Raw genomic sequence first — 12774 nt, 5'->3', positions numbered from 1 at the left:
CGGGGAACTTTCATGTGGCGGATGAATGCCCCGTACCGAGTCTTCCATTGCCCAACCTGGACCGGATGAACCCCATTTTCCAGGCCAATCTGGTTGATCGTCTTCACCGCTCGCAAGGCTTCCAGACCCACCTTCGCCTTGAACTCGGGAGTGTGCATATTCCGTGTCTTCACTTGGCTCATGGCTTCTCTTCCTCTATGACATCCCACAGCTTAACCCAAGTTTAACATCCGGCATAAAAACATCTATTTAATCAGCTTGTTGCAACGGTACGGTTTTTTGTAGTGCAAAATAACCTTATAAGACATTGATTGTAAGAATGTTTTTTTGCATGTTAAACCCCGGTTAAACCATTGTCTGAAAACCGGGGACCACTATAGGACGCACCGGAACCACCGCCCTGCACGCCGCGGGTTTCGGAGTTGATGACGGTGCCGGACACCGAAAAGTTGCTACCCGAGATCGACGGGGCGCCGGCCGAGACGGCGAAGGCCGGGCCCCAGCCGAGGACGGTCAAGACCGTCAAGAAAAGCCCGATGAAAAAAAGTTTGGTGTTTGTGACGCATGGCATTCTCCTCGTTCAGGTTGACGGATCGGACTGATCCGTTGCCTGCATTCTTGCAGCCCGCCAGTCGTTTTCAACAATTTCCTTGGTGACTTGGACAAGGCTTTCGTATTGACAACAGCTACACACGAGATGGAGGTACTTCTGTGTAGGTGTCAAAGGAGAACCGCATGCGTGATGCCGCCATCAACCTGCGTGCACTTCCCGAGCAGCGCGACTTGATTGATTACGCGGCACGCCTGTTGGGCAAGAACCGCTCGGACTTCATGCTCGAAGCTGCCTGCGACAGAGCTCAATCGGTGGTGCTCGACCAGCTTTTCTTCAATCTGGATGCCGACAAATTCCGACAGTTCACCGCTATGCTCGACGCGCCACCCGCCCGCAATCCGGGACTTGGGCGCCTGATGGCCGTCGAGGCGCCTTGGGAAGCAGAAGCCACCCAGGCATGAACCTTCAACTCGGCGCGCCGCAGCCACTGACGGCGGCACACCGCACGGATGAATTCGAGTATGCTGCGCCTGAGCAGCGGGAAGCTCTGAGAGCCTGTGAAAATATTCCGTATTCCGCCAAGTCCGCTCGCCAGCCTGGCGCCTCCTGTAGCAAAACGGTAGCGCAGGACGGGATGCGGGTACGGGCCAGAGCCGGGGCCGCCTCGTTCCGGCGGGAAGATCGGATCCTGCTACGCCGCATGGCGCAGATGCATGTCGACATGCGCCTTGCAGCGCATGAATCATCGCCCACCGACGTTCGGTCAGCTTCCCGAAGAATGCAGCTGCCGACTCGAAATTGAGCCGATCGGCGGTTCAGCGCGCCTCGCCGTCGCTGCCCGACAGCATCGCTGCCGGTCTGAGCCAACGGTCGAAGTCCTCCGCCGTCACCTGGCCGAGCGCCAGCGCCGCTTCGCGCAGCGTGCTGCCGTGCTGATGCGCGTGCCGCGCGATTTCCGCCGCGCGGTCGTAGCCGATATGCGGTACGAGCGCCGTGACCAGCATCAGCGAGCGCTCCAGCAGTTCGGCGATACGCTCGCGACGCGCTTCGATGCCACGTACGCAATGCGCCTCGAAGCTCGTCATGCCGTCCGCCAGCAGCCGGACGCTCTGCAGAAGATTGTGGGCAATCAGCGGCTGGCAGACGTTGAGCTCGAAGTTGCCGGCAGCACCGCCCAGGCCGATGGCGACATCGTTGGCCATCACCTGGTAGCACAGCATCGTCAGCGCCTCGCATTGCGTCGGGTTGACCTTGCCGGGCATGATCGAGCTGCCGGGTTCGTTTTCCGGCAGGCTGATCTCGCCGATTCCCGAGCGCGGCCCCGACGCCAGCCAGCGCAGGTCGTTGGCGATTTTCAGCAGCGCGACGGCGAGCGTCTTCAGCGTGCCATGCGCGGCGACCAGGCCGTCGCGTGCCGCCAGCGCGGCGAACTTGTTGGTCGCGCTGCAAAACGGCAGCCCGCTGCGGCGAGCGAGTTCGGCCGCCACGCGGGCGCCGAATTCCGGGTGCGTGTTCAGCCCGGTGCCGACCGCCGTGCCGCCGATGGCGAGCGGATAGAGCGATGACAGCGCGCCGTCGAGCAGGGACTCGGCGTGCTCGAGCTGCGCGACGTAGCCCGAGAACTCCTGGCCGAGCGACAAGGGCGTCGCGTCCTGCAGGTGCGTGCGGCCGATCTTGACGATCTCGGCGAAGGCGGCCGATTTCGCCGCCAGCGTCGCCCTGAGCCGCGCCAGTGCCGGCCGCAGCGCGTGGGCGATGCCGGTCGCGGCGGCCAGATGCGTGGCGCTGGGAAAGACGTCGTTCGAAGACTGCCCGAGATTCACCTCGTCGTTGGCATGGACGCCGCGCGCCTCGCCACGCTCGCCGCCGAGCAGCTCCGAAGCCCGGTTGGCCAGCACTTCGTTCACGTTCATGTTGCTCTGCGTCCCCGATCCGGTCTGCCAGACCGAAAGCGGAAACTCCTGCGCGTGGCGGCCGGCGAGCACTTCCTCGGCGAGCGGCGATGGCGCCCGCCTTGTCGGCCGGGAGCAGCCCGAGCTCGCCGTTGACCCGTGCGGCGGCCGCCTTGACCGCGACAAGCGCCAGAACCAGGTCCTCGGGCAGGCGTTCCTTGGAGATCGAGAAGTGTTCGAGCGAGCGTTGCGTCTGCGCTCCCCAGAGCCGGTCGGCCGGCACCTCGATGCCGCCGAAGGAATCCCGCTCGCGGCGCGTGGCGCTCATCGTCCACCGCCTATCAGGAAAGCCCGCCTTCCGTCAGTGTTCATGCCCATTCTCCTGTCCATATTCGGTAAAACCGCCGACGCCTTCCCGGCCGCGGAGCAGTCAGTCTTCGACAAAGCGCTCGATGAAAGCGGCGACCGCCGCTCGTCCGACGAAGACGCCGAAGTGCCCCTCGCAGAGGATGTCGGCCTCCAGCGCCAGGAGCTTGCGCAGCGATGCCTGATAGTCGTTTCGTTTGGACAACAGGTCCGGGTGCAGAGGTCCATGCACGTCCTGGGCGAAAACGACTCGCCGACCGTCCGATTCGACCACGTAGGCGACCGAGCCGGGCGAGTGCCCCGGCAGATGGAGTGCCTGAAGCGATCGCTGGCCAAGAAAAAAAACGCTCGCCGTCGGCGAGCCGGACATCGACCGGGCAGGGTGCGAGATGCTCGCCGAAGTGGACGAGGTAGACCGCCGCATCGTTGCCGTGCGTCAGGCCCGGCCCGCCGACCTGGCTGATTTCCGGGGTAATCGCCAAAACCCGAGGTCCCATCCTTGATTCCTCCTGTTGCCGATGCGCTTGACTTGCCGGCACGCACGCCGCGGGGCAGCGGCGCTCGCGTCCGAGCGCATGCCGTCGGCGCAGGCGAATGACGAGCCGGCCTGGGGGTCGATGCGGTGCAAGCACCGGCGTTCCGCCGGCCCGCCACGAGCGAGCCATGGTGCCGCATTATTCCGCGCTGGTCCATCGTGCGCGGGCGCCAGGCGGGGCATAATCGGGGTCACACCACCAACCACACCACTTCTCGGCTATCCGGTGCGCTTGCCGACCGAATGGACGTGGCAGCAGGCGGCGAGCGGCGGGGATCCGGCGAACGACTACCCATGGGAATTGAGGACACACTCTAATGGGTGACCCCAGGCTTTCTCTCGGTCGCCGGCCCGCCCCCCCGGCAACTCAAGCACCGGTCAGCGCCAACGCCAACGGTGTCGTCAGTGCCGCCAGCGCGGTGGACAGCACCAGGCTACTCGCCACAGGCGCTTCCAGGGTGTTGAACTGGCGCGACATCAGATAGACGTTGACGCCGACCGCCAGCGACGCCAGCAGGACGACGACCCGCGTTTCCATCGGCGGCAGTCCGATCAGACGCGCCAGCAGCCAGACAACCAGCGGCTGGACGATCAGCTTCATGAGCGCAATGGCGACGCTGATCCGCCAACCATCACGCACCCCGTACTCGGCGAGTCCCATGCCGAGAGCGACCAGCGCCATCGGCGCCGCCGCCTGGCCGACCATGGCCAGCGGCTGGGCGACGAGAGCGGGCAGCGGCACGCCGGTCAGTCCGAAGAGCGTGCCCGCGAGGATGGCGGCAACGATCGGATTGGTCAGCACGCCGCGCGCCGTCTGGGCGAAACCGTGCAGCGAGAAGCTGCCATGCTGCGCCCACTCGATCGACACCGTCAGCAGCGTCCACAGGATCAGCGCGTTGAAGACCAGCACCAGCGCCACCGACGGAACCGCCGCATCGCCGAGGGCGATCTTCGCCAGCGGCAGACCGAGCAGCACGTTGTTCGAGAACACCCCGCCCAGGGCAAAAACCGATTGCCCGACGCCGTCCAGCGCAAAGAGCTTCCAGGCGAGCAGACGGCCAAGCACGAAGACGATCAGGCAGCCGCCGAAGAAGGCGATCAGCAGCCGCGCATCGACCGGCGGCAGCTGCGAAAAGTCGCTCATCAGGCGAAACAGCATCGCCGGCAGAGCGACCGAAAAAAACGAAGCGCGACAGGTGGTCGGACATCGCCTGCGGCCAGGCGAAACCGCGCATCAGCACATAGCCGACGAGCACCAGGACGAAGAGCGGTGCGGCCAGTTCAACGTGATGGACAAACGTCTGCATGCCGCCGGCAGCGCCGGTCAGTCGAGGAAGCGTGGCGGACGCTGCTCGCGCATCGCCGCCAGCGTTTCGTCGAGGTCGGCGGAGATCAGCATCGCCGCGTTCCAGGTGGCGACGTAGTTCAGCCCATCGGCCACCGAATGGTCGCGGCCGTAGTTGAGCATCTCCTTGGTGCCGCGGATGGCCAGCGGCGATTTCGCGGCGATGCGGCGGGCAATCGCGCGAACCCCGTCGAGCAGCGTCTCGGGGGTCGCGTAGACCTGATTGACGAGCCCGATCGCCTTCGCCTCGGCGCCATCGACACTGCGGCCGGTGTAGGCCAGCTCGCGCGCGACGCCATCCGGGATGAGCCGCGGCAGACGCTGCAGGGTGCCGACATCGGCGGTCATGCCGACATCGATCTCGCGCACCGAAAACTGCACCTCGGCCGCCGCGTAACGCATGTCACAGCAGGTCACCAGATCGATCGCGCCCCCGATGCAGGCGCCCTGAATCGCCGCCAGTACCGGTTTGCGGCAACGCTCGACCGTCGACAGGCAATCCTGGAGATCGAGGATCAGTCGGCGCAGCGCCTCGCGGCTGCGTGCCGGGTCGCGATGCGCGACCGCCTGGCCGACCCCCGCCAGCATCGCCAGATCGATACCGGCACAGAAGTTCCGCCCGGCGCCGCTCAGGATCGCGACGCGCACCTCGGCTGTCGCGTCCGCCCAGTCGAAGGCCGTGCGCAGTTCCTGCCACATCGCCTCGTTCATCGCGTTCGAACGTTCGGGACGATTCAGCCGGATCTCGGCGATCCCTTCCGCGAACTCGATGGCAATCGTCGTCAAGGGGGGAATGGCGATACTCACGTGCTTCTCCTGTAGAGATTCGTTGCTGGCAAGCCCGGCGCGGCCGGGCTGGCGCCTGCGGCGCCGACAAAATGCGCAAGTGTAATGGAATTGCCGGGTGTTGCGCCGGCCGACCGGTGGCGGGACCAGTCGGTCACTTCTCCCGATTTCCGCCACCGAGCCTTTCCAGCGCATCCTTCCCGCACGCCGTCGCCTATGCCCACGCCCACGCCCGACCGACGAAGCATGCACATCGACATCAAACGATGCTAAACTGCGCACAAACCACCCAGGAAGAAATCGCATGCGCACAACCCTCGCCCTCGATGACGTGTTGATCGCCAAGGCCCAGGCGCTGACCGGCATTGGCGAAAAGTCCGCCTTGGTCAAGGAAGCACTGAAAGCCCTGGTCGAGCGTGAAAGCGCCCGTCGCCTGGCGCTGCTCGGCGGTAGCGAACCCGCACTGTCCGATGTACCGAGGCGGCAAACGGAGCCGGCGTGATCCTGGTCGACACCTCGGTCTGGATCGATCACCTGCGCAGCGACGACGCCGGGTTGAAGGAACATCTGCAGGCCGGTCGCGTCCTCAGCCACCCGTTCGTCATCGGCGAGCTGGCGCTCGGCAACTTGCTGGGGCGGCAAGTCATCCTGGTGGCCCTGCAGGATCTGCCGCAGGCCAACACAGCCACCGACGCCGAGGTAATGCGCTTCATCGCAAGCCACCAACTGTACGGACTCGGCATTGGCTACGTCGACGCCCACCTGCTTGCTGCTGTGCGTCTGACGCCGGGCGCATCGCTGTGGACACGTGACAAGAGGCTGCGGGAGGTGGCGAGTCGCCTGGGAGTTGCCGGTAGTCGACCGCACTGATGACGGCTTCGTGCACCGAAGCATGGTGGAAGCCGTGCACCTCCGCGGGATCATCAGGAGTGACGGATCGTTTCCGCCGACTACCTGCGCTGGATCAGCTTTGCCGCCGCTTGAGGGTTTGCCTGCTTCGCCCTCGTTGCCGGTCATGATTCGGGCGAGAATCCCGGCCAGGGCATCCCGTAGCCGGCAATTCACGCGCTGGTGCCGGGCTGGGTCCGTCACCGTCTTCCGGCGGAGACGCGACAATTCGCTTGCCAATTCTGACCACCACCCGCCGACATGCGCCTCACCCGTACCCCCGCCCTTGCCGCCCTAACCTGCCCCGCGCCACGCGACGACGGACTCGCCATCGTCTACTTCGACGCGTCACTGCTGGTGGCAAACAAGCCAGCGGGCCTGCTCTCGGTTCCCGGCCGTGGCGAGGAAAAACAGGACTGCCTCGCCCGGCGCGTGCAGGCAGCCTACCCGGAAGCGCTGATCGTCCATCGCCTGGACATGGCCACCTCGGGCCTGCTGGTCCTGGCACGCGGCAAGACGATGCAGCGACGGCTGAGTACCCAGTTCGCCAACCGTCAGGTCGACAAGCGATATGTGGCGGTTGTCCGTGGCCTGCCGGCGCTGGCCAGCGGCGAAATCGACCTGCCGCTCGCTGCCGACTGGCCCAACCGCCCCCGCCAGAAGGTCGACCCGCTGGCCGGCAAGCCCTCCCGGACGCGTTACCAGGTGCTGAGCCATGATCCGGTCGCCAACACCACGCGCCTGGCGCTGTGGCCGGATACGGGTCGCACCCACCAGTTGCGCGTACATCTGCTGGCGATCGGTCATCCAATCGTCGGTGACGGACTCTACGCCCAGGCTGGCGGCGTCGCCTGCGGCGCCGGTCAACGCCTGCTGCTGCACGCCGAGTCCCTGGCCTTCGCGCACCCCGAGACGGTCCGGCCGATGGCGTTCTCCTGCCCGCCGCCGTTCTAGCGAATGCCGCGTCGCGCGGGTGCCGGTACGCGCGGCTCGCTCACCACAGGGTGCGCGTATCGAGCCAGCTCACCCGTCCGGTGCGGCGCTTCACTGTACATGTGCGCGGTGCCGCCCGGCCCGTCGCCGCCACCACCATTCCACAGGCGGACAAGGAATGTCGGTCCGGATATCGCCGGCGCGGGTGTCCTCGTCAGCCCGGAAGACCTCGAGGCCCGCCGCCTCCAGCGCCGGCCGGATGTACTCGGGATAGACGCGATTGAAGTCAGGCTGCCGCGCGACCTGTCGGGACCGGAGCTGATGCGACCAGGTTCTGCATTGACCCCGACGGGAAAACCCGCAGATACTTCGGGGTGTAGACAGATCGCCCGATCCCTTGCCATTTCCCGACGCCAACCGCCCGATGACCGCCACAGCCGATCAACCCGTCCACTTCGACGTTTTCCTGAGCCACAACAGCCGCGACAAGCCGGCGGTTCGCGAACTGAAAGCGGCGCTCGAACGCCACGGCCTGGCTGTCTGGCTCGACGACGACGAATTGCGGCCGGGAGAACACTGGCAACCGCGACTTGAGGCGGCGATCCGGGGTTGCCGGAGCATTGCCGCCATCATTGGCAAGAATGGTCTGGGGCCTTGGGAAGATGAGGAGATTCAGGCAGCGCTGAGGCTTGCCGTGCGCGACAAACGCCCGGTCATCCCGGTCCTCCTCGCTGACGCGCCGGGTGAACCGGACCTGCCGCTGTTTCTTGCGATCCGCAAGTGCGTAGACCTGCGCCCAGCGTTGAACGACGACAATCTCGGGGAGCTCGTCTGGGGAATCACCGGAACAAAGCCCGGTCGACCGGTTGCCGCCGACCGGCAAGGCGTGACCGACCCGTCGCCCGCGGAGAATCCATTCGACCCCTGGACGCCAGCCACTCCGCCACGCTTCTTCGGCCGGGACCGCTTGCTGCGCAAGCTGCAAAACGCGCTGGATCGCGGCGGCAGCGTTTCGCTGGTCGGCGACGCACGCATCGGCAAGTCGTCGATTCTGCAAACCTGGGCGCAACGCGCACGGCAGGGCGGGCGCATCGTCAGCGTGCTCAGCGGCGAGGGGCCGGAGGCCGGGTCGTGCGGCGCTCTCGTCGAGGCGGTCAGCGGGATGGCCTGCGCCGACCTTGCCGCCGACGAAGCCGCCGCTGCCTTGTCCGACTGGGTCGACCGGGCGCCCGGCCGGCTGGCGCCGCTGCTGTTGATCGACGAGGCCGAACGCGTACTCTCGCACCTGCCGCACCGCTTCTTCGAGCGCCTGCGCGGCATGCTCGGGCGAATCTGCCTGGTGTTGGCGACGCGCCACGAAATCGGCGACATCCCGCGCGAGGACCATCTCACTTCGCCGCTGCTCAACCGGCTCGAGGTGCAGCGTGTCGGACTGCTCGAAGCGGCGGGAGTCGACGCCCTGATCGGCCTCGGCGACGGCGTGCTGTCGGCCGCCGACGGCCGAACGATGCGCGAGTGGGCCGGGCGCCATCCCTTCTACCTCTGCCTGCTCGGCCATTACCTGTGGGACGCGCGGCGCCATGGCGAGAGCACGCAGGAAGCGCTCGACCAGTTCCAGGAGAACGCCTTTCAGCGTCTGGGCGAGTGCTGGCGCGCCTTGCCCAGGCGCGAGCAGCGGCTCCTGGCCGACGCCGGCCGAGGAGCGATGCGGGAAACGGATGGCGCGCTGACGCGCCGCGGTCTGCTCGACGACGGCCAGGTCTTCGGCCGGGTGCTCGGCGAATGGCTGGCTCGGCAGGAATGACCGACCGGACACCTGCCCTGCCGGGCTACTGGCACTTTGCATGGATGCTCTTCATGCAGCCGGTGCACTTGCATCATTGCCTAAAGGCGGTAGGCATTGACCGGATCGGCATTTCTGGTTGGACTTGGTGGCGCCGATATCGCCAGCTCAGCCCAGCCTACAGGGATTATTTCAAGAGACTCCTAGCACTCTCGCTACTCCCTTTCGTCGACTTCGTGCCGCTGGTGATGATTGACCAAATCTGGGCGCTGCAACTGCCGATTGTGCCCATAGCGCTGCACAAACTGGCGGCCGTAGCCTGCGGCGTAGTGGCAGTGATTGCCGTGCCGTCAGTGGGCGCCGCAGCGTTCTGTGTAGCGTACGGTATGCTCTTCGGGGTAGTGAGCTTGATAACCGGATCGGAAGCCGCTATCGGCGCGGTCCGCTTGATGTTACTGTTCGGCATACCGTACGGCGTAGGCGTAGGCGTAGCGGGCGGCGTAGGGTTCGGCGTCGCGTTTGGCGCTCGGGGCAGCTTAGCGGTAGCTGTGGGCGGCGTAGTGGTTCTCGGCGGGCCTGGCGTATTGGTTGGCGCAATGGGCGTCGCCACCTTGTTGGGCCTGCCGCTGTATCCCGTGGAATGTCTGGTGCAGTGCGCGCTCTATCTTGCCGGCGGCAGGACACCAGCCCGTGCGCTACGCTACTCACCGGTCCTTTTCCACGATCTGAGCTACTTGCCGCTCCCCTTCCTCGCCCGACACATCGTCGGGGCGGCCGACGCCGACACCGACCTGGTAAGCCGGGTCCTCGAAGCCTGCGCCATCGCTCCGGGCCAACGGAAAGTCGGCGGAACCGCGCTTGCCGAATTGCAGGCACGCGAAATCGGCAAGCTGATCGAGACCTTCAATTTCACCGCCGCGCTCTCGCTCAAAGGCCGCTGGCTGCCCGGCCGGGATACCGACAGCAACTTACTCCGCGCCTTGGCCGAAGCGGCGCGCTTTCTCGCAGCTGCCGACAGTACCTACCTGCCGCACCTCGCGCAGCAGCACCTGAACGAGGCAGAGCAGCAACTCGCCGCGACCGACATCCAGCGCCTGCAGTCGCGCGAGCCGTTGGCCCGTTTCGTTCCCGACACGCTCGCCACCTACCGCCGCGCGCTGGCCCTCCTGCGTGAACGAACCGCGCAAGCCGCAGCCGAGACGCTGCCCAATCCCTTCGTCACCACCAACCCGATCTCCGGCAGCATGCACTGGGGCCGACAGATCTTCCGCGGCCGCGAGGCGGTCGTGCGCCAGATCGAGGGTTTGCTCGGGCATCAGCAGAACAGCACCTCGCTGGCACTGATCGGCCCGCGCCGCTGCGGCAAGTCCTCGCTCCTGAACATGTTTCGACTGATGCTGCCGGATACGCAGATCGTTCTCTTCGACCTGCAGGACAATCCGGCGACGACGCCGCTCGCCTTCTACCGCGCGCTCGCCGAGCAGGCGCGCGTTCAGGCGGATCAGGACCGCCGCCTCCAACTGCCGGCGTTTCCCGAGGGCCCGCCGATCGAGGCGCTACGCGTCTGGCTCGACGCGCTCGAAAACTTCACCGCCGTGCCGCGGGTACTGATCTGCATCGACGAGTTCGAACGTCTCGCGAGCCTCTTCCCCGGCCAGGGGCAGGACCTGCTGCAGTTCATGGGGCTGCTGCGCGCGACGATCCAGCACCGCCGCCGCGTCCGCCTGCTCGTCGCCGGCGCGGCGCCTTTCGACGAACTCGACGCGCTGTGGAACGATCACTTCATCAACCTGCGCGAAATCCGCATCGGTCACCTCGACCGCCCGACCGCAGTCGGCCTGCTGACCCGCCCGATCGACGAATTCCCGCCGGAAACGATTCCGCTCGTCGTCGCCGAAGCCGCTGTCGACCGCACCGGCGGCCAGCCCTACCTGACGCAGCTCTACGGATCGCTGCTCGTCGACCGCCTCAACGACGACAAGCGCAGGTCGGCGACGCAAGCCGACCTCGCCGCCGTCGAAGACGACGTGCTCGATCAGGCCGGCTATTACTTCCGCAACGTCTGGGGCGACCTCGGCACGACGGCGCAGGCCGTCGTGCTGGACGCCGCCCAGGGGCAGGCCCTGCCACCCGCAGGCGTTTCGCTGCCCGCCCTGCGCCGCCGCCAGATCACCGGCGACAACGGCGAACTGCTCGTCCCGGTCTTCGGGCGCTGGCTGCGCGAGCGGCAAATCGACGCCTGAGCAAGTCAGGAGCGACACCCCCGCGCAGGTTGGGGTGAGCAATGCAATCGGCCGACCAACAGATGACGGAGCGCATTTGCTTGCAGAATGAAGCAGCAACAGCAATTCTCATTTTGGCCAACGAGGCCTTCTGCTTCCCCAGCGAGCGCATGGAAATCGGCAAAATTTATGGGCCAAACCCCTCTCATGGACGGCAGAAAGGCGCTTTCCGACCAGATCGCCCCCATTGCTTCGGTCATAATGAGAATTGCTGAAGCAGCAATCGACCCGGCACGTCTCCCAAGACATGCAGGCTATAATCATGGACTTTTCGCCGCATTGCTCAGCCACGTCGGCTCCTCTCAGCGACACTTCTCCGGAGAACAGAATGGATGATCCACAGGGCCTGCTGCCGCACATCTCATCCCTATTGGGCACTGGCAACATCGTCGAACTGTCGGCGATGGCAGCCACCAGCTTTGTCTTGATCGCCGCCGCCGAAATCGGCGACAAGAGTCAACTGGTATGCATGACCCTGGCCTCGCGGCATCGGCCGATGCCGGTGATGCTCGGCGCGCTGGCGGCATTTTCGCTGCTGAATACCCTGGCCGTCGTTTTCGGCGTCGCCATTGCCAGTTGGTTGCCGGAGTACGTGGTCAGCGCGACGGTGGCCATCCTCTTCGCCATTTTTGGTATCCATGCCCTGCATGCCGACGATGACGATGAAGAGGAGGAAATCGAGGAGAAGAGTGGCCATGGCATCTTCTTCACTACCTTCGTGTTGCTGACGGTGGCTGAATTCGGTGACAAGACGCAACTCGCCGTCGTTGCCCTGAGCAGTGTGCACGCACCGGCCGCCGTCTGGCTGGGCGCCACCCTGGCACTGGCAACGACCTCGGCACTGGGAATCCTGGCGGGCCGCACCATCCTGCAAAGGATTCCACTGGCCCTGCTGCACCGGCTGAGCGGCGCATTCTTTCTGGTCCTGGCGGTGTTCGCCGCTTACCAGGCCTACATGTCCTATAGTGGCGACTATTCGTGATGTAGTTATTTAGTATCTGTCCAGAAATAAGTTGTACAAGTTCAAACCGATGGCCGGATGGTGTAGTTCCATTCACCATGAAACTCGGAGCGTTCTATGTGAACTTTATCGAGTTCATCATCAGTCACGTGTATGCCTTTCGCGTAGGTGTTGGTATCCATCTCCGCCTCAATTTTTAGGCCTGCTTGTGTGGTGGTGGCAGCAATCAAATTGACGATGACCTCATGGCTGACCAGAGGCTTTCCTCGCCAATTCATACTGATGTAGCTGAACATCCGATGTTCGATCTTATTCCATTTGCTAGTTCCCGGTGGAAAATGGCAGATCGAGATGCATAGGCCGGTTTGGTCGGCCAGACGCTGTAAAGCGACCTTCCATAACCGTACTCTCGCCCCATTGCTGCCACCACCATCCGCCAGTCACCAACAG

The 12774-nt window shown here is 65.0% G+C and carries 10 protein-coding genes and 4 pseudogenes; 8 read left to right on the top strand and 6 right to left on the bottom strand.

The window, feature by feature from the left end; translation table 11 throughout:
• Window positions 1–41: 41 nt before the first annotated feature.
• Window positions 42–182 (bottom strand): annotated as a pseudogene (locus E4Q08_RS06350) (transposase); the annotation flags it as partial.
• Window positions 183–425: 243 nt separating this feature from the next.
• On the opposite strand from E4Q08_RS06350, the gene E4Q08_RS06345 reads away from it, so the two are divergent.
• Window positions 426–602, top strand: a complete 177-nt coding sequence (locus E4Q08_RS06345) for a hypothetical protein (protein ID WP_169069754.1) — start codon at window positions 426–428, stop codon at window positions 600–602.
• A gap of 133 nt (window positions 603–735) precedes the next feature.
• Complete coding sequence (locus E4Q08_RS06340; RefSeq protein ID WP_034911937.1) at window positions 736–1014, top strand: type II toxin-antitoxin system TacA family antitoxin; 279 nt, start codon at window positions 736–738, stop codon at window positions 1012–1014.
• A 354-nt stretch (window positions 1015–1368) separates the two neighbouring features.
• Here the strand turns inward: E4Q08_RS06340 and fumC are convergent.
• The 4 genes and pseudogenes from fumC to E4Q08_RS06320 all read right to left on the bottom strand — a co-directional run bounded on the left by fumC (window position 1369) and on the right by E4Q08_RS06320 (window position 5486).
• Window positions 1369–2773 (bottom strand): annotated as a pseudogene (fumC, locus tag E4Q08_RS06335) (class II fumarate hydratase).
• Window positions 2774–2875: 102 nt separating this feature from the next.
• Window positions 2876–3181: an MBL fold metallo-hydrolase gene (locus E4Q08_RS06330; protein ID WP_169069753.1), complete on the bottom strand. Its 306-nt coding sequence runs from the start codon at window positions 3179–3181 to the stop codon at window positions 2876–2878.
• A 532-nt stretch (window positions 3182–3713) separates the two neighbouring features.
• Window positions 3714–4653: pseudogene (locus tag E4Q08_RS06325) on the bottom strand (AEC family transporter).
• A gap of 17 nt (window positions 4654–4670) precedes the next feature.
• Window positions 4671–5486, bottom strand: coding sequence for a crotonase/enoyl-CoA hydratase family protein (locus E4Q08_RS06320; RefSeq protein ID WP_372703541.1), 816 nt, complete (start codon window positions 5484–5486; stop codon window positions 4671–4673).
• 295 nt (window positions 5487–5781) lie between these two features.
• Here E4Q08_RS06320 and E4Q08_RS06315 point away from each other — a divergent pair, with 295 nt between their 5' ends.
• From E4Q08_RS06315 to E4Q08_RS06290, 6 genes are all read left to right on the top strand, one after another.
• Window positions 5782–5979 (top strand): type II toxin-antitoxin system VapB family antitoxin, encoded by a 198-nt coding sequence (locus E4Q08_RS06315; RefSeq protein ID WP_034911136.1) that lies wholly within the window; start codon window positions 5782–5784, stop codon window positions 5977–5979.
• Window positions 5976–6347: a type II toxin-antitoxin system VapC family toxin gene (locus E4Q08_RS06310; protein WP_169069751.1), complete on the top strand. Its 372-nt coding sequence runs from the start codon at window positions 5976–5978 to the stop codon at window positions 6345–6347. Before E4Q08_RS06315 ends, E4Q08_RS06310 begins: the two co-directional genes overlap by 4 nt.
• 279 nt (window positions 6348–6626) lie before the next feature.
• A complete protein-coding gene (locus tag E4Q08_RS06305; RefSeq protein WP_169069750.1) occupies window positions 6627–7319 on the top strand; it encodes an RluA family pseudouridine synthase in 693 nt (230 codons plus the stop codon).
• Between the two features lie 403 nt (window positions 7320–7722).
• On the top strand, window positions 7723–9102 hold the full coding sequence (locus tag E4Q08_RS06300; RefSeq protein ID WP_169069749.1) for a toll/interleukin-1 receptor domain-containing protein: 1380 nt from the start codon (window positions 7723–7725) through the stop codon (window positions 9100–9102).
• A gap of 227 nt (window positions 9103–9329) precedes the next feature.
• A complete protein-coding gene (locus E4Q08_RS06295) occupies window positions 9330–11324 on the top strand; it encodes an AAA family ATPase (protein ID WP_169069748.1) in 1995 nt (664 codons plus the stop codon).
• Window positions 11325–11691: 367 nt separating this feature from the next.
• Complete coding sequence (locus tag E4Q08_RS06290) at window positions 11692–12345, top strand: TMEM165/GDT1 family protein (protein WP_034911471.1); 654 nt, start codon at window positions 11692–11694, stop codon at window positions 12343–12345.
• Window positions 12346–12386: 41 nt separating this feature from the next.
• Here E4Q08_RS06290 and E4Q08_RS06285 read toward each other — a convergent pair.
• Window positions 12387–12761: pseudogene (locus tag E4Q08_RS06285) on the bottom strand (ISAzo13 family transposase); the annotation flags it as partial.
• Window positions 12762–12774 lie beyond the last annotated feature (13 nt).

This window comes from Candidatus Accumulibacter contiguus (assembly GCF_012940005.1).
In the GTDB taxonomy this organism is placed as follows: Bacteria; Pseudomonadota; Gammaproteobacteria; order Burkholderiales; family Rhodocyclaceae; genus Accumulibacter; species Accumulibacter contiguus.
The sequence above is the reverse complement of the archived record's forward strand: the minus strand, read 5'-3'. Positions and strand labels throughout refer to the sequence as shown.